Raw genomic sequence first — 24,824 nt, forward strand, 5'->3', positions numbered from 1 at the left:
GCGCACGGCCTACATCAGGCTTGCCCGGTGCTCACGCACCAGTGCTTCCGGGCGAACTCGGCCTGTCGCCGGAGCGCAACGCGCAGCTTGAGGTGGTAGAGCGCGGCGCTGAATAAAAACACGATGAGGAGCAGGCTGGCGATTCCGGAGGCCACCCGCAGCCAGACATGGACGCTGCCGAGAATCCCGGTTGTGCCGCGGAGAATTCCCGCGGCGGGCGAGGTCGTGGCGCCGAACGCTGGGAACCCCAGCAAACTCAGTCGTACCGAGAGCCAGATCGCCGTACGCTCAACGAGAATGATTGAGCATGCGCCGGCAAGCATATTGCCCAGCGACGACGCGCGCCTGGCCGCCCGCTGGTCGGGGATGCGCGCGGCGATGTCCCGCAAACGGCGAAAGTGCGCCCAGACGCCGAGGATGCCCAGGATGTACAGCCCAAACCACACGAGCGTCAGCCAGGAGGGCGACGCCACGATGACGCGCGTATACGTCACGACAAATCCGATCAGACCGAGCGGCAGGCAGACTCGGACGGCGAGTCGGAGAGCGTCTTGCCGGAAGGGCAGGTGCGACTTGGGCTCCGGGCAGGAGACTCGCCAGAGGCCGATCAGCATCAGGATCGGCCCGATGACGAGGCAAGCCGATAGCAGCAGGATCGAGGCCGCGTTCAGCAAGTAATCGAGCGCAGGGCTCGGGCTCGCCAAAGTGGCGAACAGGAATAGGACGGCTGCAATGAGCCCCACGGCGACCAGTGCCAGCCCGAAGGCAATCCAGCGCACGCCGCTCGCGACGTGCGCGACGTACGCCGGCTCCGCGTAACACAGCAGGTCCTCGCGGGCCGACAGCGCGACGAGCGTTGCGCACTCCGGGCACTGCCCGCTACGCCGCAAACCGCGGAGGTTGTAGCCGCACTGGCGGCAGGGTACATCCGACGTCAGCACGCCGTCTGGTTCAGGCGCGGCGTGCGCGGCCCGGGAGACGCTGACCGGCAGGCCGCATTCGACGCAGCATTCGGGGTCGGCGACGGTGAGCTGTCGCCCGCAGTTACCACACACAGCCCCCGCGGCGACGGCGGCCCGCGGAACTGGAGCATGCGTGTCGGCTTCTCCCGCGGTCGAGTCCATTCCGGGAAGTCTATCGGCGTTCAGAATGCACGGGAACCACGCGCGCAGCCCGGCGCAGCTCGGGTGCACGCCGGCGAGTTCAACCCTCCGCTGACTCCTCCCTGAACGGGATGGGCTCGGGGGCTGGGTTCTAGTACATCGCCGGTCGGCCGAGCTTGCGGCGGATCGGCACGAACTGCCCGGCGTGCATCAGCCAGTGCGTGCCAAGCAGCGTTAGCACAGCGGCGATCGTCGGGGCATACTCACGCATGGGCTCGGGCGAGGGCTTGTCCAGCTCCGCGTCCGGCGTCGCGTCGATTGCCGCCAGCGACGCGGCCTTCATCTTGTCCATCAGCGCGAGGTAGTCGGCCTTCTTGAAGAACTTGGCCGGATCGTCGGAAGAGGACGTTTCCTTGGTATGCGCCTCGGCAAAGCCCTTGGGCAGCGCCGGCGGCGTATGTCCGATCTCGCTCAGCATCTGGTGCTCACCGGCGATGAGGTGGCCGAGCTGCCACGCGACGTGGTTGCTGCCCGGCACGGAGCGCATGATGAGCTCCTTGTCGCTCAGGTCGTCCAGATAGCCGCGGGTGACGAGATGAGAGAACTCAACGACTTGCCGAATGACTTCCTTCGCAGTCATGCTGCCGCTCCTATGTGTATGATCGTTCAAGGCCGTTCCCAGAGGCCCTGCGGTCCGAAACTCGGTACCATGATGACCGGCGCGTCGCCGGTTGGAAAGGGCAAATCCGCGCGGCGTACCAGGCTGAGTCTGAAGCTGGCGGCCGCGATGCCAGCGCGAGGCAAACAAAGTGGACATCCTGGGCATCGTGAACGTCACGCGGGATTCGTTTTCTGATGGTGGACAATTCCTGGCGTCTGAGGCGGCGTGCGCGCATGCGCGCCGGTTGGCGAGCGAAGGGGCCACGATCATCGATCTGGGCGCGGAATCGACGCACCCGGACGCCGAGAGTGTCTCTGCTGATGAGGAAATCGCGCGGCTCACGCCGGTGGTGAGTGCGCTGCGCGCGGCCGGCCTGCGGTTGTCGGTGGATACATACAAGCCGGCGGTCATGCGTGCGATGCTGGCACTCGGCGCGGAGATCATCAACGATGTCACGGCGCTGCGCGACCCGGAAGCAGCGGCCGTGTTGCGCGACAGTGCCGCGCGCATCATCCTCATGCACTCGACCGCGACGGGGGCACGGGCAGAACGACTGGACATCAGGCCGGCGGAAATCGTGCCGCGCATCCGCGCGTTCTTCATCGAGCGCATCGCCACGCTGGCGGCTGTGGGGGTTGCCCGCGAGCGATTGATTCTTGATCCCGGCATGGGGTTTTTCCTCGGGCGCGATCCGGCGGTCAGCCTTGCGGTGTTGCGAAACCTTGACCAGCTCGCCGAACCGGGGCTGCCGTTGTGTGTATCGACCTCGCGCAAGTCGTTCATCGGGGCACTGCTGGGCAATGGCAGTGCACCGCGGCCGGTCCAGGAACGTGGCGCGGGCTCGCTCGCGACGGAACTGTGGGCGGCATGCCACGGGGTGCAGTACATCCGCACACACGACCCACGCGCCCTGACCGACGCACTGCGAGTCTGGAACGCGATTGCAGCGCCGTCGCCAGTCGGCTAAAAGACGCCTGGTCGCGATGGTGAACATGAAGGGATCAGCGATGAAGCCGATTCAGGGCACGATTACCGCATTGGTGACGCCGTTCCGCGATGGCAAGGTGGACCTGGCCGCGCTGGAAGCACTTGTCGAGCGCCAGCTTGCGGCCGGGGTCGATGGGTTGGTGCCATGTGGCACGACCGGCGAAATCCCGACGCTCACGCTGGCCGAGCACCGGCCGATCGTCTCGCTGGTCGCGAAGCTGGCCAAGCGCAAGGTGCCGGTGATTGCGGGCTCGGGGGCCAATTCGACCGCCGAAGCGCTGGAGCTCGTGCGGCTGAACATGGATTGCGGGGCCGACGCGTTGCTGATCGTCGCGCCGTATTTCAACCAGCCGTCGCAGGAGGGCCTGCGCCGCCATTACGCGACGCTTGCCGCGGCAACCCCGCTGCCGATCGTGCTGTACAACATCCCGAGCCGCACGGGGGTTGACATTTCCATCGCGACCATGAAGCGCCTGTTTGACGAGCACGCCAACATCGTGGCCATCAAGCATGCAACGGAAAGCGTGATCGGCGCGGCGGACCTGATGGCGGCGTGCGATATTCCGGTGCTGTCCGGCGACGACCCGCTGACGCTGCCGCTGATGAGCATCGGGGCGGTGGGCGTCGTCAGCACAGTGGCGAACGTCTTCCCGCGCGCGGTCAAGCGCCTGACGGAGGCGGCGCTGGCGGGAGACTGGGCGGCGGCGCAAGCGGCGCACCGGGCGCTTTACCCGCTGGCGAAGGCGCTGCTCGCGCTGGATACGAACCCGATCCCCGTCAAAACGGCGCTGGCGCTGAAGGGGCTCTGCAAAGACGAGTTTCGCATGCCCCTGTGTGAGATCGCGCCGGAGAATCGGCGCCGACTGGCGGAGCTGCTGGACCAGTACGAGCTGGACTGACCGTGCGGCGCCGGACAGGCGATCAGGGCGCTGAGTGGGCTGACACACCGGCCTGAAGCGCGACGGCCTCGACGGGCTCCACGTTCTGGGCGCGCGACCACGGATCGTTCGAACTGCGCGGGCGAGCAGCGACCGCGGCGTAGATGCGCTTGGCGCCTGCACGACGCAGGGCCTTCGCGACCTCCGTTACGGTCGCGCCGCTCTTCATCAAATTGTCCACGATGCACACCGTGCGGCCGTGCACCCAGCCCGCGCCCCAGCGCGCCGGTGCGAAACAGCCGCGCACGTTCTCAAACCGCGCCGCGTGGGTCTCGATCCCGATCTGGCTGCGGCCGTACTTCACCCGGCGAACAAGCGCCCGGGTGGGTACGCCGGTACGGCGGGACAGGGCCTCGGAGAGCACGCGCGCGTGGTTGCAGGGCCGCTGGAGCCGGCGCAGCCAGTGCATGGGCACCGGCACAAGTGCATCGAGGTCCCGGAGCCAGCCGGACCCGCGCATCGCCTGTGCGAGTCGGTCGGCCAGCGGCGTCGCGTTGCGCTCGTGGCCGTGGTACTTGAGCCGGACCAGCAATTGCCGCAGCGGCCGATCATACAGGCCGACGCGCGCCACGCCGGCGAGGTTCCAGTACCGCTCGTGTTCGCAGCGCGCGCAGCGGTGGCCATGGATCGCCGCGGTGGGCAACGTGCGCCCGCACCGGGGGCAGTAAGGGCGCAGCCAGGCGCGGGTAAGCGCGGCGTCGCAGGTGGAACAGACGGCCGGCGTGCCGGCTGGCACCCACGCGCCGCACGCGGCGCAGGTCTGCGGCAGTGCCGCGTCCAGCAGGCCGCCAGCGGCGTTGCGTAGTGGTGTGATAATCTGCCCGAACAAGGACGCGCCCCCGTCAGGGTCGCTCAGAGGTCCTCTTCGTCGTCGCCAGCTTCATCGGTGCCACCGGCCGCCGGAGGCTCAAACGGGCTGACCTGCGGTTTGCCGGCGGCATCGAGCTGGATTTTCTGGATGCGCTGTTCGGCCTGGTCGAGAATCTGGCGGCAGTGCGCGGCCAGGGTCATCGCTTCCTCGTACTTGGCGATCGAGTCTTCCACGCCGATCTCGCCGGATTCCATGGCCGCCACGATTGCGTCGAGGCGTTCCATCGCCTCCTCGAACTTGAGCTTTTTCGGGGTCTTGCTCATGCCGGCCTCGCGGGTGACCCTGTGCGGCGCGCATCATGCCACCGGTGCGGCGGCGCGGTCAAGGCGCGACGCGGTCGGTGTTTGACACTTTCCAGCGGCTTTCATACACTCAGGGTTTGCCGGTTGGCCGCGCGATTGGCCGACGGGCAAGCAGACGCCGCCGGCGTAGCTCAGTTGGATAGAGCGCCTGACTGTGGATCAGGAGGTCTCCGGTTCGAATCTGGACGCCGGCAATTCTAACTATTTATATGGCATAAAGTTGCGGTGCTATGGCGGCGTCAGGCCGGCGACGGGTTTCTCGTGTGCGGGCTTGCGGCTCAGCAGCTGCCGCGCGGCGAACTCGGCCCCGGGCAACGCGAGCGCGCCGACGAGCCACCAGGGCCAGTGCCGCGCGGGTTCGTAGCTGAAGACCACGCGGTGCCGGCCGGCCGGGACGTCTGTGGCGGCGAACCCGGGCACGACGGGGTAAACCGTGCTCGGCACGCCGTCCACTGTGGCCCGCAATCCGGGGTGGTAGCCACAGCGGCGGATCACGGCCATTGGCCGCGCAACGTCGACTTCGCATTCCCAGAGGCTGAGTTGATGCAGCGTGGTAGCGGCCGCGGCCGGCGCGGCGGCGGCGGCGCGCAACTCGCTCATGAGCACGTTGGGATTGAGCGGACGGAGCGGGACGTCTGCAGGGGCGCGGCCGTCGATTGCGAGCGCGGGGTAGATCTGCCAACCGGGCAGGGTTGTGCGGAGCCACGCATAGCCGATGTCGTAGGCGGAGCGCTTCGTGCACGGCACGGCAAACGGGACTTGGGCGACGCCGAAGTAGGACACATCTGCGACTTCATACACGCGGTAGCGGCCGATGCTGTGGCGCAGCTCGGCGAACGGTGGCGGCTGGGCGTGCTGGTCGTAGACGAGATAACGCACACCGAAGGTGCGGCAGTAAAGTTCGTTCGCAGGATCGAACCAGACCTGCACGTCGCCGGCGAACGTGATTGGAATCCAGAGGAAGCCCAGCGTGTCGATGCCGTGCAGGAGGCACAGCGCGGTGAGTGGAATCGCATCGATGCGGAGGTATTCCGCCTCCCGCCGCGGCATGCCGACGTAGGCGCGGCCGTCCGGGAGGGCCTTCAACTGCTGCATGAGCTGCGCGACGTGGGGTGACGCGGCGAGTGCGGCGGCGGCGCGCTGCTTCCAGCCGAAGCTGTTGCGGAGATAGCTCATGCGCTCGTACCCGGGCGCGGCTATCAGCAATGTGAGCGCGCCGATCGCCGCCGCTGTGCGCCAGCGCCCCTGAAACAGTCCGATGCCGCGCAGCAGCCAGGCGAGGCCGGCGCCGATGAGCACCAGGCCGAACAGGTGCACGGCGCCGATGAAGCGATGCAGCGGAATGTCCTGTGCGAGCGGCAGCAGATCGATGAGTCGTCCCCAGGTGGGGCGCCCGAAATAGAGCAGCAGCCACGCGAAGAAGAGGCCGGCCAGCAGGCGCTGTTTCGCGTCGCCGCGCCAGACGATGTACACGAGTCCGACTGCGACGAGGATGGAGAGGGCCGGCAGGCGGCCGTAGTCGAAGAGCCGGCCGGTGACGAGGTGAAGTAGAACCGCCGGCGCACCGAGTGAGTCCCACTTCTCCTGCTTTTCCCACACGCTGTGGTTGGCGAACTCGGCGCCGCTGAGTGCGGGGACGAAGAAGTATGAACCGACGAGGAACGCCGTACTGAGCAGCACGGCGACGCGCGCTGCGCGCCAGCGACGCTGCGGTGCCAGGATGGCGAACGCCGGGATCGACAGCGCGACCATGTATCCGTAGACCAGTTGCGAGATGAACGTGGCGGCAATGAGGACCGCCGCCACTGACATGCCCCGGCCGGTGGACACGGCGCGGTAGGCTTCCGCCAGGGCTAGCGGCGCGAGCGCCGCGGCGACGAGCTGCGCGTACAGCCCGCTGCCGCCCCAGAGGTATGACTCGAACCCCAGTCCGTACAGGTGAGGCGTTGAGAGCAGCGGGGCAGCGAGGGCGGCGCCGCCCGCGACGAGCGGTGCGAGGCCGATCCGCCGGAAGCTGATGAACACCGACAGCGGGAACAGCGCGAGCAGCAGACCGAGTGTGAGGCGCTGGAGCGTGGCGATGGACACCGTTCCGCCGGTGAGGTGGTGGGCGGTCGCCAGCGCGACATGTGGCAGGTGCTGATAGTGCCGCAGCAGGGGGAAGCCGAGCGCCACATCGGGGTACCAGAAATCGATCGGCGAGTCCCCCCGTTGCCAGGCTTCGTCCGCGCGTGAAGCCAGCGCGACGTGGTACGCCGAGTCGTTCAAGTCCGGCGCGTCGAGCAGCACTTCGGGGGCGACGCCCACTGCGACCGCCACGGCGGCGAGCAGGACGAGACACCACCCCGCGCGGCGTTCGCGCCGCTCGGCCGTTGTCGATGCCGGCTCAACCATGCGCGTCAGCGTAGCACGCAAGGCGGCGCGCTGCCACGCCCGCAGTTGCCGCGGCTTGCCCGGCGGGCGGCGTTATGGTAAACAGCCGAGCTTGCCTGAGTTCGGAGGAACGGCCTTGGCTGGCACTGTGGAACCGCGTCTGTTGCGGGGGTTGCGTGACTTGTTTCCCGCGCAGATGCACGCGCGGCAGTGGATCATCGATACGATTCGCGGCGTGTACGAGCGCTACGGGTTCGTGCCGCTGGGTACGCCCGCGCTGGAGTTTCTCGATGTGCTGCGCGGGACCGCTGGCGAGGAGAGCGAGAAGCAGCTTTTCGAGGTGCGTGGGCCGGAAGACGAGCGGCTGGGGCTGCGGTTCGATCAGACGGTGTCGCTGGCCCGGGTCGTGGCGCAGTATCCCGACCTGCCGCGACCGTTTCGGCGGTACCAGATTTCGCCTGCGTGGCGCTGCGACAACCCATACGAAAAGCGCGGGCGGTTTCGCGAATTCGTGCAGTTCGACATCGACGCGGTGGGCGTGGAGTCCGACGTCGCGGACCTCGAGACAATCACCGCGATGTGCGACACGATGGCGGCGCTGGAGGTTGGGGCGTACCGCGTCCGCGTGTCGAGCCGGCGTGTGCTGAACCTGCTGATCGAGTACGCCGGTCTGCCGACCGACAGCGCCCACGACGTCTTCCGCGTGCTGGACAAGCTCGAGAAGCTGGGGCCAGAGAAGGTCCGGCTGGAGCTGACGATCGGCTACAAGGATGAGTCCGGCAGCCCGGTGCGTGGACTGGGATACAGCAGCGCGGCCGTGGACCGTATCGACGAGTTCCTCGCGATTCGGGCGGATCGGCGGGAAGATGCGCTCGCGCAGGTGAGCAAGCTGTTCGGCGCGTTGCCGGACGCTGAGGCGGAACTCGCGCCCCTGGCGCGCATGTCGGAGCGGCTGCGCACGCTGGGCTACGGCGACGATCTGGTCGCGTACGATTTCTCGATCGCCCGCGGGCTCGACTACTACACCGGCACGGTCTTCGAGACGGTGCTGCTCGATCTGCCGGAGTTCGGCTCGGTCTGCTCCGGCGGGCGCTATGACGACCTTGTGATGCGGTTCCTGGGCGAGCGCGTGCCGGCGGTGGGGACGTCGGTCGGCGTCGATCGGATGCTGGTCGCGCTGGAGGAGCTGGGCCGCGCGCGGCTGCGCAAGGCGACGGCGCAGGTGCTGGTGACCGCGTTCGATCAGGCGTTGATGGACCACTACGTGACCATGACGTATGAGCTGCGCCGCGCGGGCATCAACGCCGAGCTGTATCTCGGCCCGGAGAAGCGGATTGGCAAGCAGATTCGCTACGGCGACCACTACGAGATCCCGGTGCTGGTCGTGTGTGGCGGCGACGAGCACGCGCGCGGCGAGGTGCAGCTCAAGGATATGTCGGTCGGTCGGAAGCGCACGGCCGAAGTGAAGGACCGCGGTCAGTGGCGTGCCGAGCGGCCGGGGCAGTTCAACGTCCCGCGCGACCAGCTCGTGCCGGCGGTGAAGAAGCTGCTGGCGGAGATTGAAGCGTCCTGATCGCGCGACAGGGAGCCTTCAGCTATCAGCCGGAAGGGCCGATCGCCGTGCCACTCCTGTGACGGCGTGCCTTCAGAGTCGCTGGCGATTAGGATGCCGCGATGGACACTGCTGACCTGACCCCCGTTGTGCTGGATGGAGCGCGGCTGTCGATTTCTGACCTCGTCCGCGTCGCCCGCGACCCCCGTGTCGAAGTGCGCTGCGAACCGCAAGCGCTGCAGGCCGTGCAACGCGGCTGGGACGCCATCCGGCAGATCGTGGCCGATTATCAATCCGCCCTCAGCACCGGCCGGCCGCTGCCGCGCGTCTACGGCGTCACCACCGGCTTCGGCGAGTTCAAGAACAAACGCATCGAACCCGCCCACTTCGAGCAGATGCAACGCAACATCCTGCTGAGCCACTCCGTCGGCGTCGGCGATAACGCGGACCCGAACGACCCGATCAACTATTTCCCGGTCGAGGTGGTGCGCGGAGCCCTGCTGCTGCGTCTCAACGCATTCCTGAAAGGCCACTCCGGCGTGCGGCCGGAACTGGTCGAGTGCATCCGGCGAATGCTCAATCGCGGCATCGTGCCGCTCGTACCGATCCGCGGCTCGCTCGGCGCCAGCGGCGACCTGTGCCCGCTCGCGCACCTGTTCGTCGTGCTGCTCGGCGAGGGACGCTACTTCGTGGTCAAAGGCCCCGAAGACCTGGAGTATCAGACGTACGCCGGCGTGGAATTGCGGGAGGCGCGGACGCATCTGGCGGCGGACCTGGGCTACGAGACGCTGCCGACGCCGAGCTTCAAGGAGGGGCTGGCGCTGACCAATGGCGCGAACTTCTCCGCGGCGATGCTGGCGCTCGCGGTGCACGACGCCGAGCGGCTGGCGAACGTGGCGGATGTGTCGGCCGCGCTGACGCTCGAAGGCATCTGTGGGCGGACGCGGGCGTTTGATCCGCGCGTGCATGCGGCGCGCGGGCTGGATGGGCAATGCGACAGTGCGGCGAATCTGCGGCAGATCGTCACGGGCAGCCGGCAGATGGACCGCGCCGACGATGTGCAGGATGCGTACTCGGTGCGCTGCACGCCGCAGGTGCACGGTGCGACGCGCGACGCGATCGCGTACGCGCGCATGGTCGTCGAGCGCGAGTGCAACGCCGCCACGGATAACCCGCTGTTTTTCCCTGGCGCGGGCGAGCCATGGGACAAGCAGACGTTCTACGCGAATCGGCCGGAGAGCTTCGCCGACCTGCACGCGTATTCGGCCGGGAATTTCCACGGGCAACCGCTGGCGCTGGCGGCGGATTTTCTGACGATTGGCGTCGCGGAACTCGCGGATATCGCGGAACGCCGGACGCAAATGCTGCTCGACGCCCGGCATAACCGTTATCTGCCGTCGAACCTGATTGCGCAGGGCGGGCTGAACACGGGGTACATGATCGCGCAATACACGGCGGCGAGCGTGGTGTCGGAGAACAAGGTACTGTCGCATCCGGCGTCGGTGGACTCGATCCCGTCGTCATCGAACACGGAGGATCACGTGTCGATGTCGACGATTGCAGCGCGGAAGTTGCGGACGGTGCTGGGCAATGCGCAGGCGGTCTTGGCGATCGAGCTGCTGGTGGCGGCACAGGCGGTGGATTGGCGCGTGGGGATGCAGCGCGATCCGAACACACCGGCGGCAGCGATGTCGGGGGCGGAAGAGTCGGTCGCGTTTGACGCCGCGACGAAACCGGAGCGGCGAGCCGCGATTGCAGCGCTACTTGGGCGCGGGACGGGGGCGGCGTATCTCGCGCTGCGGCGCGTGGCCGAGCCGATGCTGGCAGATCGCATGCTGGAGCCGGACATTCGGGCGGTGCGGCGGATCATCGATAATGGGACGCTGCTGGCGGCGGTGAACGCACGGCTGGAGACGCCGCTGCGGGGAATCCCGGCGCTGGAAAGACCGCACACATGAAGTCGCGGTGTGATTGACCCTCCGCTGGCCTCTCCGTAGTGTGCCACCTCGCTGGAAGTAACTCATAACAAGGGTGGTACGGGCGTCCCGCCCGTCGTCGAAACGGGCAAGATGCCGGTACCAGCCATGTTGGAATAATCCTGCGGCACCAGACCAAGAGGGAGGGGAGTCACGGGGCGGTGGCGACGCTGCGCACCAGGTCGGGGGTGATTTCGTCGAGGCTACGGACAACGCTGTTGGCGCCGGCGGCCTGCAGTCGCTCCGGCGGATGCGTGCCCGCGAGGCCGATGACTTTCATGCCCGCGGCCAGCGCGGCGGCGATGCCGACCGGGGCATCTTCGACGACGACGCACTTCGATGGCGGCATTTGCAGACGGTCGGCCGTTAAGAGGAAACAATCCGGGGCGGGTTTGCCCAGGGCCACGTCGAAGCCATGCACCTCGGCGTCAAAGTAGTTCGCGATCAAACCCTCCGAGAGGACGAGGTCGAGATTCTCCGGCGGGCCGGATGTGGCGACGCCGAGCGTGTAACCGGCCTGCCGGAGCCGGGTCAACAACTTCCGACAACCGGGCATGAGCGGCACCTTCGTGCCGATCAACTCGCGATAGACGCCCTCTTTCTCGGCGTCGTAACGGGCCACCTCGTCGTCGGTCACCTGCTCGCCCCACAGCATGCGGATGATGTCGCGGCTGGGGCGACCGAAAGCCTGCTTGAACTGCTCGGCGGAAACTGCGATGCCATGCTGCTCGGCGAGACGTTGCCAGCTCTGGTGGTGGGCCGGGCCGGAGTCCACGAGCACGCCATCCATGTCGAAGATCACGCCGAGCGACATAGTCGCAGTCCCTTTCGTAATACGCCGGGTGCCGGCGCCAGGCACACAGCGTACCCGGACGGCCCGGCCGGCTCAACGCCGCGCGTTGTGGACGCGGCGGCGGCGGTCTACACTGGCGCCCATGGAGACGTTGGAACAGTCGCAGGCGATGCCGGAGCTGCCGCCGCCGGCCGTGACGAGCGACCTGGTGGTGGAAGCCAACGCGCTGCGCAAGATATACGACACGTCGGGGCAGCAGGTTACGGCGCTCGACGGTGTTGACCTGACGGTGCCAGCGGGGCGGTTCTTCGCGATCATGGGGGCGAGCGGCTCAGGCAAGAGCACGCTACTGCACGTGATTGGCGGGTTGACACCGCCGTCGGGTGGTGTGCTGTTCGTGGAAGGGCACGACCTGGCGGCGATGTCCGACCGCGCGCGGACGATCTTTCGGCGTCGCCGGCTGGGGATCGTGTTTCAGGAGTACAACCTGCTGCCGACGCTGACGGCCCGTGAGAACGTCGCGTTGCCGCTGCTGGTGGACGGACAATCCCTGGCCGGGTGCTGGGAGCGGGTGGACGAGCTGCTGGCGATCGTGCACTTGCAGCAGCGGGCGGACCATCGACCGGACGCGCTGTCCGGCGGCGAGCAGCAGCGCGTGGCGATTGCGCGGGCGCTGCTGAATGATCCGGCGATCATCCTGGCGGACGAGCCGACGGGCAACCTGGATTCTAAGCAGTCGGCAGAAATCTGGACGCTGCTGCGCAAAGTGGCGGACGAACGGGGCAAGACGATCCTGATGGTGACCCACGAGGCCCACGGGGCGGCGTACGCGGACCGCGTCATCGTGCTGAAGGACGGCCGCGTGGTGGGCTCGATCGAACCGAAAGGCGCGGCGGATGCGGCACTGGTCGCAACTGGCTACCAGGAACTGGCGGGTTAAGCGGATCCGCACCGCCGGTGCCGTGCTGGCCATTGCGCTGGGCACCGGCGCCGTGGTGTGGGTGACGTGCTGCTACGAGTCGGTACGTCAGACCATGCTGGCGTGGGCGGCGGGGTACGTCGGCCGCAGCCACATCACGATTCAGTCGCCGCTGGGCAAATACGACGTCTTCCCGCAACGTCTGCTGCAGAAGATCGCGGCCGTGGACGGCGTGCAGACCGCGGCGGCGACGCTCGTGCAGCGCCTGCCGTCGGCGACAGAGCAGCGTGGCGCGCCGGTGGCGCCCGAGCTGCGTCAGCCGACGATGTGGGACGTGGATTTCCAGGGGATCGACCTGCGGACCGAGTTCGAGGTTCGGCCCGAATGGACGGAGCGTCTGGCGGCGGGGCGGATGCTGGCGGAGACGGACGGGCTGGCGTGCGTGCTGGAACAGTCCATCGCGGAAGAACAGGGCGTCGGCGTCGGCGACACGCTGCTGGTGTGGGGAACGGGGTTGCCGGAGGATACCCCGACGGCGCTGGAGATTGTGGGGCTGATCCGGCGGGAGCGGATCGCGCGGTTTCAAAAAGGCGTGGCGCTGCTGCGTCTGCCCGTGCTGCAGCAGCTCAGCCACCGGCAGGCATTCGTCAACTCGATCGACGTGGTGGTGGCAGATCCGACCCTGGGACGCGTCAATGATGTCGGGGCCCGGATTCGCGCGGCGATCAACCGCGAGTTCCCGAACATGCTGGTGCGCAGTGCGGCGATGCGCATCGAGCGGATTCGCATGGCGCAGGACCAGCAGCAGGTGGTGCTGATCCTGTTGAGCTGCATGGCGCTGCTGACGGCGCTGTTCATCATTCTCAGCACGCTGAGCATGGGGATGATCGAGCGCATCACGCAACTCGGGTTGCTGCGCTGCGTGGGCATGACACGCGCGCAGATGGCGTGGCTGGTGATGGCGGAGGTACTGCCATTGGGGGTGCTGGGCATCAGCCTGGGCGTACCGGTGGGCCTGGCGCTGACCGGGCTCAGTGTCTGGCTGGTGCCGCAATACGTCGGGCGCTTCACGGTCAGTTGGTGGGGCGTGGTGCTCGCGTGCGGCGCAGGGCTGGCGACGACCCTGATCGCGGCGGTCCTGCCGGCGGCGGCCTCGGCAACGGTGTCGCCGCTCGAGGCGACGCGGCCGCGCGCGCGGCGCGCGGGGCTCGGCGCGCTGCTGGCGACGTTCGCGATCGCGCTGGCGCTGCTGGCGGCACAATACTACGTCGTCCAGTACCGCGTGCAGCGCGACATGGCGTTCGTGCAGTGGTCGGCCACCTCGGTCGTGCTGCTGTACCTGCTGTACGCGAGCGCCGCCCCGTTGCTGGTCTGGATCGTCAGCCGACTGGCTGTGCCGATCACGGCCTTGTTTGTGGCGGTGCGGACGCGTCTCCTGCAGGACCAGGTGGGCTTCGCCGTCTGGCGCTCGGCCGGCATCTGCTGCGGTCTGATGGTCGGGCTGTCGCTCATCGTGGGATTGATCGTCTTTAATGCCAGCTTCAAGACGGGCTGGCAGTTCCCGAAGCAGTTCCCGGAGGCGTACATCTGGAGCGATGACCAGATCGAGGGCGATGTCGCGGGGATCGTGGGCCGCACGCCGGGCGTGAAGAACTTCACCGTTGCCAATGCGCCGAACGTCATCGTGGAGGAGCGGCCGGTGCTGGTGCCGGAGCGCGTGCTGCGCTCGGTGACCTGGTTCCTGGGGATCGAACCGGATTCGTTCTTCCGGTTGCTGAAGCTGGAATTCGTCGAGGGCGACGAGGCCTCGGCCCGCGCCAAGCTCAAGCAGGGCGGGCATGTGCTGGTGGCGGCGGACTTCGCCCGCACGCGGCGCAAGGGCGTGACCGAGGTCCGCGACGAGCAAGGCAACGTGGTGGTCAGCAACACGGTGCGCGTCTGGTTCAACAGCCGCTGGACGACGTTCAAGGTCGCCGGCGTGATCGATTCGCCCGCGCTGGATATCGCAGCCAGTTATTTCCAGGTGCAGAGTGAGTCGTACATGGCCGCGGTCGGATCGGTGATCGGGACGAACGACGACTTGAAGCGGCTCTGGCAGATTGACGGCACGAAGCTGATTCTGGTGAATTTTGACCTGCCGCCCGAGCCGCCGCCGGCCGGCTGGCCGCCGCCGCCGGGGACGCCGGAGGCTGCGGGCCTCTCGCACATGCATTACAACACAAAGCTGCCTGTGGAGCGGCGGTGGCAGAACTACCGCGAGACGCGCGTGCTGCAGAACATCCTGTGGGATCTGCGGGCCCACGCGCGCTACGGCACGGCCCGCGAGCTCAAGGACGAAATCGACAGCGAGTTGACGAAGATGACGTACCTGCTCACGGCGGTGCCGGCGGTGGCGCTGCTGGTGGCGGCGATCGGCGTCGCGAACCTGATGACGGCGAACGTCGCCAGCCGGACGAAGCAGTTGGCAATGCTGCGCGCGGTGGGGGCGACGCGCAGCCTGGTGTTGCGGATGGTGATCGGCGAGGCGCTGATCCTGGGCTTGCTCGGCAGCGCGCTGGGCATGGCGCTGGGGCTGCACCTGGCCTGGAACGTCTCGATCATGACCGAGCGGATGTGGGGCTATGCGCTGCCTTTTGCTGTGCCGTGGGACTACGTGGGCGTGGCAGTCGCCCTGACGGTCGGCTTGTGCATCGTGGCGGGCGTGCTGCCGGCACGACACGCCTCGCGGACCAACGTGATCGAAGCGCTGCACGTCGCGTAGCCGAGGGTCGTGTCCGTGAAGCTGTTCGCCGCGTTCATTGCTGTGTGCGCGATTATGGTGGGGGTCACGGCGTGGTTCGTCTTCAGCGGCCTGGAATTCGGGCCGGCTGAGGCGGGGGTCGCTCCGCCGCTGCCGCGCCCGGCGCCGCCCGAGGATCGTCTCCCGGCACCTTCCCCTGATCCGCTCCCTGGAATCGAAGCGCGCGCTGCCGAACAGCATGTGCCGACCGCGGTGCCGGGCGAAGCGACGCGGGCCCACGTTCTTGCCGCGTCGACTGTTCCGGCCGCGACCGCGCCTGCGGCGCAGGCGACCGTGCGGTGGGCCGCTGACCCGGTGGAACAGGCGGATCGCCGGCGGCTTGAGGCGGCCCGGGCGGCGCTGCGGAGCGATCCGGACCATCCGGCCGCGCTGCGCGACGAGCTGGCGGCACTGGTGGGGCTGCGACGGTGGGAGGAGGCGGCCAATACTGCAACGCGGCTCGTAAGCCTGACGCCGGGCGATGATGAGCTGCGGTTTGAGCTGGGGGCCCTGCAGATCAAGGCGCGGCGCTGGACGGAGGCCATTGCCACGCTGCGCGACTGGGTGGCGCGTCATCCGGCTGAGCCGCGCGGCTGGTTTAACCTCGCGGTAGCGCACCAGGCGGCGGGGCATCTGGCGGATGCGCGTGCAACCTGGGACCGGTGCATGGCGTTGGCGCCGAGCGTCGAGGCGCGGGCACGGCGCGGTGAAGTCCTGCTGGACGTGGAGGACTGGGCGGCGGCGGCGGACGATTTTGCCGCGGCGTGCGCGGAGCAGGGGAGTTCGCCGGAGCTGACCCTCAATCTGGCGCTGGCGCTGTGGAAGCTCGGTCGGACGGGCGAGGCGCGGACTCGCTTGCTGGCGCTCCTTGCCGAACATCCGCGTCACGTGCCGACGTTGAACCGGCTGGCGGAAATGGCGTGGGCGGCCTGCGTGGCCGCGGCGCCCGACGAGCGGCAGCCATGCGAAGAGGCTGCCGAGTGGTGTCGGCGTTCGCTGGAGTGTGACCCGACGCAGCCGGAAATCGAAGCGCTGCGGGCGGCAGCGCTGCGGCCGCGGAGTTGAAGCCGCAACCGTTGCAGCGGCGCGCCATCACGTCCTCGCTGCACCAGAACATCCCACCCGGGCGCCTCAGCGGGAGCTGCGCCCTCCCGCAGGCATGCGCGGTCGGCGGGGGCGCGTCTCGATCAGTCCCAGGAGCACGACGGCGGCGAGCAGGAGTGTGGCGCCCATGATCATGATCGCGGGGCGCGTGCGACTGTCGACGAACACGCGCGTCCGGGGGTAGCGCTGCATGACGCGCGCGAGGAAGTCCGACAGCTCGGGCAGCAGTTCGTCCTGGGTACTCACGAACAGGCCGCTGGGGATCGGCGGCGGGGCGGGGGCGTCCACCGGCGCCCCCGGCACCACTTGGACCGGCTGGGAATCCGAAAGCCGGAGCGAGTGGCCGAAATCCTGCTCGGCCAGGCGCAGCACATACGCCGGGTCATTGTTCATGTGCTCAATCTGCTTGCGGGCCATCAGCAGTCGCGCCTGGAGCGACTGGAGATGGGCTTCGGTTGCCTGGAGATACTCGAGCTGGGCTTGCCGTTCGAGCCACGCCGGCAGGACCAGGCAGGGCGCGAGCGCAGCGGCGCCGAGCAGGGTCATGACCCAGAAAAGCACCGTGTTTGCGGGTTGCGGGCTTGCCATGGCGTCCTGCTCGCGACCATCACGGGGCTGGCCGGCACACATCAGCCGGTGAACGCCTGCGCTGCGGCGTCCGCTAGGACCGGCGCCAGAACACGGAGCCGTAGACCGCGTCGTCGCCCAGCTCTTCCTCAATGCGCAGCAGCCGGTTGTACTTCGCGATGCGGTCACTGCGCGAGGCGCTGCCGGTCTTGATCTGGCCGGCGTTTGTGGCGACCGCGAAATCCGCGATGGTCGTATCCTCGGTTTCGCCACTGCGGTGACTGATGACGGCGGCGAAGGAGTTGCGCATCGCGAGGTTGACCGTGGCAAGCGTCTCGGTGAGCGAGCCGATCTGGTTGATCTTCACGAGGATCGCGTTGGCGCTGTGCTCGCGAATGCCGCGTTCGAGGTACTGCACGTTGGTGACGAACACGTCGTCGCCGACGATCTGGATCTGGTCACCAAGCTTGGCCGTCATCTTTGCCCAGCCGGCCCAGTCGTGCTCGGCCATGCCGTCCTCGATGCTGCGGATGGGGTACTTGCGGCACCAGGTGGCCCACAGATCGATCAGTTCATCGCTGGGCGCGTACTTCTGCGGGTTGGACTTGAAGAAGCGGTACTGGCCCTTGTCCTTGTCCCACATCTCGCTGGTCGCCGGATCGAGCGCGATGAACACGTCCTCGCCGGGCTTGTAGCCGGCCTTGTCGATGGCCAGGGTAATGACGTCCAGCGCCTCCTCGTTGCTCTTGAGGCTGGGTGCGAAGCCGCCCTCGTCGCCGACGGACGTGTTGTAGCCCCTGCTCTTCAGCACGGCCTTGAGGTTGTGGAAAATTTCCGCGCCCATCCGCAGCCCTTCGCGGAAATTCGGCGCGCCCCACGGCTGGACCATGAACTCCTGGAAATCCACGTTGTTGTCCGCGTGACTGCCGCCGTTGAGGATGTTCATCATCGGCACGGGCAACGTGTGCGCCGCGGCCCCGCCGAGATAGCGGTAGAGCGGCAGGCCCGCGACGGCGGCGGCGGCCTTCGCGACCGCGACCGACACCGCCAGGATGGCATTGGCGCCCAGCTTGGCCTTGTTGGGTGTCCCGTCCAGTTCCAGCATACGCCGGTCGATCTCTTCCTGCAGGTGCGGGTCCATCCCCACCAGCGCGGGGGCGATGATCTCGTTGACGTTCTTCACCGCCTTGAGCACGCCCTTGCCGAGGTAGCGCTGCCTGTCACCGTCACGCAGCTCAATCGCCTCGTTCTCGCCCGTCGAGGCGCCGCTGGGGACGGCCGCGCTGGCGAAGGTGCCGTCCGTGAGCACCACGTCGGCTTCGACGGTGGGGTTGCCGCGCGAATCGAGGATCTCGCGCGCGACGACGGTTTCGATCAGGGGGATCTCCGGCATGTTCACTTCTCCTGACTCGGTGTTGCGGGTTGGCTGGTCGGAATCGGCAGATCGGGCGGGGGCGGCAGCGCCGCGCTGCGTGAGATCCGCGCGAGCGACACCAGGAAACGCTCGGTACGCGGGTCCGGATCGACGTACCCGATCAGTTCCACATCGTCGCCAATGTCAATCTCAGCAATACTGCTGAACTTGTCATTGATATACACTTCAGCGTCGCTGGTGATGAGACAGGTGACGTTCTGATCGTCGATTCCGTCGGGCCGCTCCAGGCCGGTGCGCACCGTCAGTTCACCCGTGTCCGCCCGGAGGCCCGCGACCGTGCCCGTAAGTACATCGAAGCGGCTGGGCGGCGGCCGCCGCTCGCAGCCGCTCGATCCGCAGACCGCCAGAAGCGCGAGCGCGGCGACGGCCCCACAGGGCTTACCCGCCGGACTGCACCGCAATGGGAGTAACCACGCGTTCATCGCCCGCGGATTCTAATGCCGCGCCGCGCGGTTGTCAGGGCGGCCATTTTGGCAGGCTCCCGCCGACGTACGCCTTCGCTTCGGATGTGCCACCGCCGATTGGCTGGCTGGCACGGTGCTTGCTTACGATTGGGTAATCGCCGGAGCGGGCGATCCGCTCGGTCCCGGCGCTCGTAGAATCGGTCGGAAACGACGACACGCAGCGTGGCTGCCTGGAGGCGTGCGATGCGTTGGCTGAACAACATCAAGACGGCGGTTCTGCTCGGCTCGCTCATGAGCCTGTGCATGGCGGTGGGCTATTTCGTCGGTGGCGGGACGCAGGGCCTGATCTGGGGCTTTCTGGCCGGCGGGCTCGGCAATCTGATTGCGTATTTCTTCAGCGACAAGATCGCGCTGGCGACCATGGGGGCGCGCGAAGTGCCGCGCGAGGACATGCCGTGGCTGCACGACATGGTAGAGCGGCTGGCCGTGCGGGCCGGGCTGCCCAAGCCGCGGGTCTTTGTCTGCCCGCAGGCCGCGCCGAATGCGTTCGCGACGGGGCGGAACCCGCAGCACGCGGCGGTAGCGGTCACGGCCGGGATGCTGCGCGGCTTCCCACCGCATGAAATCGAGGGTGTGCTCGCCCACGAACTAGCGCACGTCAAGCATCGCGACGTGCTCATCAGCACGGTCGCGGCGGTCCTTGCGGGCATGATCAGCATGATGGGTTATCTGCTGATGTTCGGCGGCGGGCGCGACCGGGATAATCCGCTGGCGGGGATCGGCGCGCTCGCGATGCTGATTCTCTCACCGCTGGCGGCGGGTTTGATCCAGGCGGCCATTTCGCGGCAGCGGGAGTTTGCCGCGGACTCCTATGGCGGTGAGCTGTGCGGCGATCCGCTGAAGCTGGTGGGGGCGCTGGCGCGTCTGCAGGCTGGCAACGAGCGCATCCCGACGGACACGAACCCGGCGTTCCACAACCTGTACATCATGGAGCCGCTCTCGTCCCGCGGGGTCATGTCGCTGTTCAGCACCCACCCCCCGACGGAGGCGCGCATCGCCGCCCTGCGGCGCCAGGCAAGCTCGCAGCGGTAGCTGAGGGCCGGTAGGTTGGGGGTGCGACGTCCCAGGCACTTCGTCTGTGAGCAGACGCTGCAGGGGGGCGGTCGTGTCTGCCGGGGGGCGTGGATCGGGAGGCAGAGCAGGACCCCAAAGCGATTTGGGGCCACAGTCACGTGGATAGCGGCTGAACCTGCGCGTATGCCGAGCTCGGTGCCCGGTTGCGCAATGTCCTTGTGGATCAAGACACAGCCGGACCTGCATGCCCTTTACCGAGCGGCGCGGCTGCGAGGGGGTGCGTGCCCGGCGACCACAGACGCGCGCCCGCGTGTTCAGCGAGGCGACGACGCAGGGATGGGGCTTACTGGCCTGCGTGGGGCAGCAGCGGCATCACGATCCCCAGCGCGATCAGCAGGATGATGATCCACTCGAGAAGTTCCATCCGGCGATTCGCGTTGCGGTCGGACACCTTCTCGTAGATGCTCTCGATGGTCTGCAGCTTCCGCTGGATGCTCTGGTCCCACTCCGTCAGGTGGAAGCGCTGAGCGGCCAGGCGGTGGACGCGCGCCAGGAACTGGTCGCCGAGGAGCTTGAGCGCGTTGTTCACGCCCTCGTAGAGCACGGCGTGGTCGGTCTGCAGGCGAGCAATGCGCCACAGGTCGGCCGGGTTGGTGCGCACGAAGGGCAGCCAGCGCTGCCGGCCTTTCGCCGCGATCTGGTACGCCTGGTCGAGCACGTCGTCGAGGCGGTCGTCGAGGTAGCGCAGCTCGAGCAGCTCGATGTTGGCGAATTCGAGCACGGCGCGCACGTCATCCAGGTTGCGCCCGAACAGCAGGGCCGCGTTCCAGTCGATCAGCGTGCGGTCGTCGGGGGCATACGAGATCGCACACGCCAGCGTGTCGTCGATTTCCTGGGCGGCCAGCGGCGTGCGCTCGGCGCGCAGCACCTGGGCCAGCAACGCGGCGTGCTCGCGCAACGTGTCGTGGAGCTCGGCCGCCGGCGCCAGCTCTTCGAGCTGGTAGACTTGGTAGTCCTCGACGAGGTCGGCGATAGCGGGGTGCGCGACCGTCGGCCCGAGCTGCTGCGCGAGCGATTCGACGAGTCGGCGCGATTCGGCCAGCAAGGCGCTGTGGGCATAGAGCTCGGTGCTGACGGCCAGCAGGTCCGCGAAGGGGCCATGAAGGGGAATGCTGTACTGCACGGACACGGCGCCGAAGTCGAACAGCAGGATATCGACGGCGGTATCGGTGGCCTGTGCACCGACTTGGATCGGGGCGCTGTTGAGCGTCAAGCGCACCGGGGCTGGTTGGTAATCAAAGTAGTGCGGCGTGCGCCGCTGGGCCCGGAGCGAACCGCGTTGCGTGCCGGCGGCGATCCGCTGCTCGGCTTGCTCGAGATTGATTGCCAGCCCGACGTCGTACGCGAACATGGCGTAGCAGGTGCCCCGAACGACGCGTGGCTGCGGCGACTGCGACGGCGGGGTTCCTGGGGTTGGTACCTGTGGCGGCATCGTGCGGCTTCCCGGTCGGGGGCGGTTGCGCTGGGACGCATAGTAGTGTAGCGGCGTCAGTTGCCTGTCGCACTGGTCGGCGTGGAGAGGGCCTGTGAGGTGGGGGGTGCACCATCGAGGGCGGACAGCTCCGTGTCGCAGCCGGCGATTTCGGCCGCCAGTTCCGCGGGTACGGCCGCGTCGCCAGGAGACAGGATGTCCCGGGCGCGCATGTCGACGAAGACGCTGCGGCATTGGTCGAGCCAATCGCGCGCCGCTTGCCAATGGGCCCGGCGTTCCGCCACGGGTCGCGCCGTGTCCTGCCCGTAGGTCCGCGCCAGTTCGGCCAGCTTGTAGTATGACACACCAAGGAGGCGGAGCACGTCGGGGCGGTCGGGCTGTGCCCGGGCCACCGCCGCGACGAGCTCCGCGGAGCGTGCGAAGCTGCGCTGTGCCTCGTCCGTGTGGCCGGCGGCAAGATGGATTTCCCCGAGCTTGGACCAGTTCGTCGCGAGCTGGGTCTGCGCCACGCTATCGGTCGGGTCGTCCCGCAGCAGGGCGTCGAACACAGCGTTGGATGCCTCGAAGGCTGCCTGCGCAGGTTCGGGCTGTTTCAGATCTGCCTGAATGATGCCAATCCACTGGTGCGCGATACCGACGTCGCGTCGGGCCACCACGTCGCTGGGATGCGCGGCCTGCACGCGCTGCGAAGTCTCCAGGAATTTCTGGTAGCACTCGAGCGCCTCGGACAAGCGGCCCTGGGCGTAGTGCACGCCGGCGATCTTGGTCCAGTTCACGCCGACCGAGCGGAGCCGCCAGACGTCATTGGGATCCGGCGGGGTGTTGATTTCGACCAGCTGCGCATACTTGTCGAAGTGCGCCTGGGCCGCGTCGACTTCGCCGCGACTGAGCAGGGTGCTGCCAAGGCGTTGATGCGCATTGGCGACGTTGCCACGTACGAGTCTATCGTCCGGCAGCGCCGCCAGTCGCTCGTCACCGCGCTGGATGACTGTTTCGTACAGTGACTGGGCACCGGGCAGATCGCCCAGTGCTTGCCGGGCGTCGCCAATCTTGAGGAGATTGAGGAGGGTCGTGGTAAAGACGCGGTGCTCGCCGGGGAGCCGGACGGCGAGGTCCGCCAGGAGCTGGTCGGCCTTGCCGTAGCTTTCCAGCGCGGCGCGCGCATCGCCGAGGCTGGCGGTTGCCACGTCGCCCTGCACGTCGCCGATGGTCATGTACGCCGCTGCGACCTCCAGTTGCAGGTCGACGTCGTCGCGCGCCTCGCGGGCCAGCGCGTCGAGATAAGTCAGGCTCTTTTCCACCAGCGCCCGGCGGGCCGGAGCCGCACCCGGCACGTGGGCCAGGAGCGGATCGAACTGCAGCACGAAATAGTTGGCCAGTTCGCGCACCTGCGCAAAACGCCGCTCTGCCGTGGCTTCCGCGGTCCGGGCGACCGCGGCGTGGTGCTCGGCCGCGGCGCGCAGCGCGGCCTGCCGCGTGTACATGACCCCCAGCGCGAGCGCGGCGCCGGTGATCACAGTCACGAACGCCAGGGCGGCGAGGGCGGCGAACCGGTAGCGCTGGAGCAGCTTGCGCAGCACGTACACGCCGCTGTCGCGCCGGGCTTCGATCGGCTCGCCGGCCAGGTAGTGCTCCACGTCGCGGGCCAGCTCGCCGGCGCTCTGGTAGCGCCGCTCGCGCTCCTTGGCCAGAGCTTTCAGCAGGATGGTCTCCAGGTCGAGATCAATGCGCGGGGGCGCACCGGTCGCGGCCGGCGTGGGCCGGCGCCAAACGCGCGTGGGCTCCGATTCGACGATGTGCCGCAGGACCTGCAAGACGTCACCGGACACCGGGTAGGGAAAGCGGCCGGTGAGCATTTCATAGAGCATGACACCCAGGGCGTACACGTCGCTCCGGACGTCCACGGCGTCGGGCAGGCCGCGGGCCTGCTCCGGCGACATGTAGGGCAACGTGCCGGCGACTTCGCCCGCGGTGGTCATGGCCGCGGCGCCGGGCTCAGGAACATGCCGGGCGAGGCCGAAATCCAGAATCCGCGGGTGCCCGTCGTCGGCGACGAGGACGTTGGAGGGCTTCAGGTCGCGGTGGATGACGCCGCGCTGATGCGCGTAGTTGACCGCCTGGCAGACCCGCGCGAAAAGTCGCAGCCGGTCGGCGACGGGTGGTCGACGGGTCGCGAGATAGCGGTCCAGCGGGAGGCCGGGCGCGAAGTCCATGACGTAGTAGCGCCGGCGGTCGGCCGTCTCGCCGGAGTCGAACACGGTGACGATGTGGGGGTGGTTCAGGCCGGCGACCAGCTCGATCTCGCGCTCGAAACGGCGGCGGGTCGCGGCCGTCGCATAGGGGCCCTCGCGCAAGACCTTGATGGCCACGTCGCGGCGCGACGTGACCTGCAGCGCGCGGTACACAATGCCCTGTCCGCCGCGGCTGATTTCGGTGCGGATCTCGTAGCCCGGGATGTCGGGTGGGGGAATCGGCGCGGGGCTGGTCGGCTGGGGCGGCACGCCGACGAGGCGCAGGCGCCCGATCCACGTATTGTGCTCAGCCAGCAGGGCCGCGTGGCGCGCGGCGCACGCCGGACAGTTTGCCAGGTGCCCCTCGATGACCTGGGCAGTGTCCGGGGCCAGTTCGTGCGCGTGGAGACGCCGCAACTCGGCCTCAGGCGGACAGGCACACTGGACGCGGTCACTCAGTGCCATCGAGCAACTCGCTCATCTTGGCGGCGACCCGCTCGGTGAGCCGCCACTTGATCGTGTACACGTTGCTGGACGACAGCCCGAGCGTGGTGCACACGCGTTCCACTGGCCATTGCTCGATCACGTAGTGCTGGAACGCCACGTAGGTGGTTTCGTCGACCTCGCTGCGCAGCTCGCGCAGGCAGTGCCAGAGGTGCTCTTCCATCCAGATCTGATCGAAGGCCGCGTCGGGCGACGTTTCGCGCTGCTGGGCAGCGTCGAAAACAGCCGCGGCGCCTTGCTGCTCGTGGCGGTCGCGGAGGAGGTTGCGGACGCGGTTGTTGACCAGGGTCCGGAGCCAGCTCTTGAAGCGGCCCTTTGCGGGATCGTAAGTGAAGTCGGCGATGTTGTCCGCCACCGCCGTCAGGCACTGCTGGGCCACGTCCTCGGCGTCGTCGGCCGCCAGGCCGCGGCTGCGCGCAAAGCGCTCGAGCATCGGCCGGTAGAGGGCGTCGAAAGTCTGCCACGCCTCCGCGTCGGCACGATCGCGAATTCGCAGCAACAGGCTGGGACGAGTGGTGTCCACGGCACTTGCGGCCTCCCGTGGACTCCATTGTAACCCGATTCCCGCCGGCCTGCATCGCGATTTCGACTCCCGCGCGGGGCGTAACACCCAGCGTCCGAATGTGCGTACCCGCGCCCCCGGCCAGTCTCACACGCCCCCGGACGGATTTCCGCGGGGCGTGTGAGGCGGCCGCCCCGTCGGTGTACTACTGGACGAGGAGCGGGAACCGGGCGGTCGCCAGGTGACGGTGAACTCGG

At 68.0% G+C, this 24,824-nt stretch carries 20 protein-coding genes and 1 tRNA gene; 9 read left to right on the top strand and 12 right to left on the bottom strand.

From position 1 onward, the window contains the following. Positions 1-14: 14 nt before the first annotated feature. The gene (locus tag KA383_16660; GenBank protein ID MBP7747750.1) at positions 15-1,124 is read right to left on the bottom strand and encodes a hypothetical protein; all 1,110 of its coding nucleotides are present in this window, start codon (positions 1,122-1,124) and stop codon (positions 15-17) included. Between the two features lie 130 nt (positions 1,125-1,254). Beyond that, on the bottom strand, positions 1,255-1,743 hold the full coding sequence (locus tag KA383_16665) for a DinB family protein (protein ID MBP7747751.1): 489 nt from the start codon (positions 1,741-1,743) through the stop codon (positions 1,255-1,257). A gap of 169 nt (positions 1,744-1,912) precedes the next feature. Between KA383_16665 and folP the strand changes: the two genes are divergently transcribed. Both folP and KA383_16675 read left to right on the top strand, forming a co-directional pair. Next, positions 1,913-2,731: a dihydropteroate synthase gene (folP, locus tag KA383_16670; protein MBP7747752.1), complete on the top strand. Its 819-nt coding sequence runs from the start codon at positions 1,913-1,915 to the stop codon at positions 2,729-2,731. A gap of 40 nt (positions 2,732-2,771) precedes the next feature. Continuing rightward, a complete protein-coding gene (locus KA383_16675; GenBank protein ID MBP7747753.1) occupies positions 2,772-3,650 on the top strand; it encodes a 4-hydroxy-tetrahydrodipicolinate synthase in 879 nt (292 codons plus the stop codon). Positions 3,651-3,672: 22 nt separating this feature from the next. Here KA383_16675 and KA383_16680 read toward each other — a convergent pair whose 3' ends face one another. Then, positions 3,673-4,518 carry a ComF family protein gene (locus KA383_16680; GenBank protein MBP7747754.1) on the bottom strand — a complete coding sequence of 282 codons (846 nt, stop codon included), beginning with the start codon at positions 4,516-4,518 and terminating at the stop codon, positions 3,673-3,675. A 23-nt stretch (positions 4,519-4,541) separates the two neighbouring features. Then, on the bottom strand, positions 4,542-4,823 hold the full coding sequence (xseB, locus tag KA383_16685; protein MBP7747755.1) for an exodeoxyribonuclease VII small subunit: 282 nt from the start codon (positions 4,821-4,823) through the stop codon (positions 4,542-4,544). A gap of 159 nt (positions 4,824-4,982) precedes the next feature. Between xseB and KA383_16690 the strand changes: the two genes are divergently transcribed. Next, a tRNA-His gene (locus tag KA383_16690) sits at positions 4,983-5,056 on the top strand. Positions 5,057-5,090: 34 nt separating this feature from the next. Here KA383_16690 and KA383_16695 read toward each other — a convergent pair. After that, positions 5,091-7,256 carry a hypothetical protein gene (locus KA383_16695; protein MBP7747756.1) on the bottom strand — a complete coding sequence of 722 codons (2,166 nt, stop codon included), beginning with the start codon at positions 7,254-7,256 and terminating at the stop codon, positions 5,091-5,093. A 115-nt stretch (positions 7,257-7,371) separates the two neighbouring features. Between KA383_16695 and hisS the strand changes: the two genes are divergently transcribed. Next, the gene (gene hisS / locus KA383_16700; protein MBP7747757.1) at positions 7,372-8,808 is read left to right on the top strand and encodes a histidine--tRNA ligase; all 1,437 of its coding nucleotides are present in this window, start codon (positions 7,372-7,374) and stop codon (positions 8,806-8,808) included. A gap of 101 nt (positions 8,809-8,909) precedes the next feature. Continuing rightward, the gene (locus tag KA383_16705) at positions 8,910-10,745 is read left to right on the top strand and encodes a histidine ammonia-lyase (protein MBP7747758.1); all 1,836 of its coding nucleotides are present in this window, start codon (positions 8,910-8,912) and stop codon (positions 10,743-10,745) included. A 169-nt stretch (positions 10,746-10,914) separates the two neighbouring features. Here KA383_16705 and KA383_16710 read toward each other — a convergent pair whose 3' ends face one another. After that, positions 10,915-11,577 (bottom strand): HAD family phosphatase, encoded by a 663-nt coding sequence (locus KA383_16710; GenBank protein MBP7747759.1) that lies wholly within the window; start codon positions 11,575-11,577, stop codon positions 10,915-10,917. Between the two features lie 148 nt (positions 11,578-11,725). On the opposite strand from KA383_16710, the gene KA383_16715 reads away from it, so the two are divergent. Genes KA383_16715 through KA383_16725 form a run of 3 tightly spaced genes read left to right on the top strand, consistent with a single transcriptional unit; the run spans position 11,726 to position 16,319 of the window. Further along, the gene (locus KA383_16715; GenBank protein MBP7747760.1) at positions 11,726-12,496 is read left to right on the top strand and encodes an ABC transporter ATP-binding protein; all 771 of its coding nucleotides are present in this window, start codon (positions 11,726-11,728) and stop codon (positions 12,494-12,496) included. Further along, complete coding sequence (locus tag KA383_16720; GenBank protein ID MBP7747761.1) at positions 12,453-15,236, top strand: ABC transporter permease; 2,784 nt, start codon at positions 12,453-12,455, stop codon at positions 15,234-15,236. Before KA383_16715 ends, KA383_16720 begins: the two co-directional genes overlap by 44 nt. A 15-nt stretch (positions 15,237-15,251) precedes the next feature. Next, the gene (locus KA383_16725; protein ID MBP7747762.1) at positions 15,252-16,319 is read left to right on the top strand and encodes a tetratricopeptide repeat protein; all 1,068 of its coding nucleotides are present in this window, start codon (positions 15,252-15,254) and stop codon (positions 16,317-16,319) included. Between the two features lie 66 nt (positions 16,320-16,385). Here the strand turns inward: KA383_16725 and KA383_16730 are convergent, their stop codons facing one another. From KA383_16730 to KA383_16740, 3 genes are all read right to left on the bottom strand, one after another. Continuing rightward, on the bottom strand, positions 16,386-16,946 hold the full coding sequence (locus tag KA383_16730) for a hypothetical protein (GenBank protein MBP7747763.1): 561 nt from the start codon (positions 16,944-16,946) through the stop codon (positions 16,386-16,388). A gap of 73 nt (positions 16,947-17,019) precedes the next feature. Beyond that, a complete protein-coding gene (eno, locus tag KA383_16735; GenBank protein ID MBP7747764.1) occupies positions 17,020-18,309 on the bottom strand; it encodes a phosphopyruvate hydratase in 1,290 nt (429 codons plus the stop codon). Between the two features lie 11 nt (positions 18,310-18,320). Further along, entirely contained in the window at positions 18,321-18,782 is a 462-nt protein-coding gene (locus tag KA383_16740; GenBank protein ID MBP7747765.1) for a hypothetical protein, read from the bottom strand. Between the two features lie 225 nt (positions 18,783-19,007). On the opposite strand from KA383_16740, the gene KA383_16745 reads away from it, so the two are divergent. Further along, positions 19,008-19,856, top strand: a complete 849-nt coding sequence (locus tag KA383_16745) for a zinc metalloprotease HtpX (GenBank protein MBP7747766.1) — start codon at positions 19,008-19,010, stop codon at positions 19,854-19,856. A gap of 325 nt (positions 19,857-20,181) precedes the next feature. Here the strand turns inward: KA383_16745 and KA383_16750 are convergent, their stop codons facing one another. The 3 genes from KA383_16750 to KA383_16760 are packed head-to-tail and all read right to left on the bottom strand — an operon-like array spanning position 20,182 to position 24,588. Next, positions 20,182-21,330, bottom strand: coding sequence for a hypothetical protein (locus tag KA383_16750; GenBank protein MBP7747767.1), 1,149 nt, complete (start codon positions 21,328-21,330; stop codon positions 20,182-20,184). Positions 21,331-21,386: 56 nt separating this feature from the next. Then, positions 21,387-24,026: a protein kinase gene (locus tag KA383_16755; protein ID MBP7747768.1), complete on the bottom strand. Its 2,640-nt coding sequence runs from the start codon at positions 24,024-24,026 to the stop codon at positions 21,387-21,389. After that, positions 24,013-24,588 carry a sigma-70 family RNA polymerase sigma factor gene (locus KA383_16760; GenBank protein MBP7747769.1) on the bottom strand — a complete coding sequence of 192 codons (576 nt, stop codon included), beginning with the start codon at positions 24,586-24,588 and terminating at the stop codon, positions 24,013-24,015. The genes KA383_16755 and KA383_16760 overlap by 14 nt, the downstream gene beginning before the upstream one ends. Positions 24,589-24,824: the final 236 nt, after the last annotated feature.

The sequence above is a fragment of the Phycisphaerae bacterium genome (assembly GCA_017999985.1).
In the GTDB taxonomy this organism is placed as follows: domain Bacteria; phylum Planctomycetota; class Phycisphaerae; order UBA1845; family Fen-1342; genus JAGNKU01.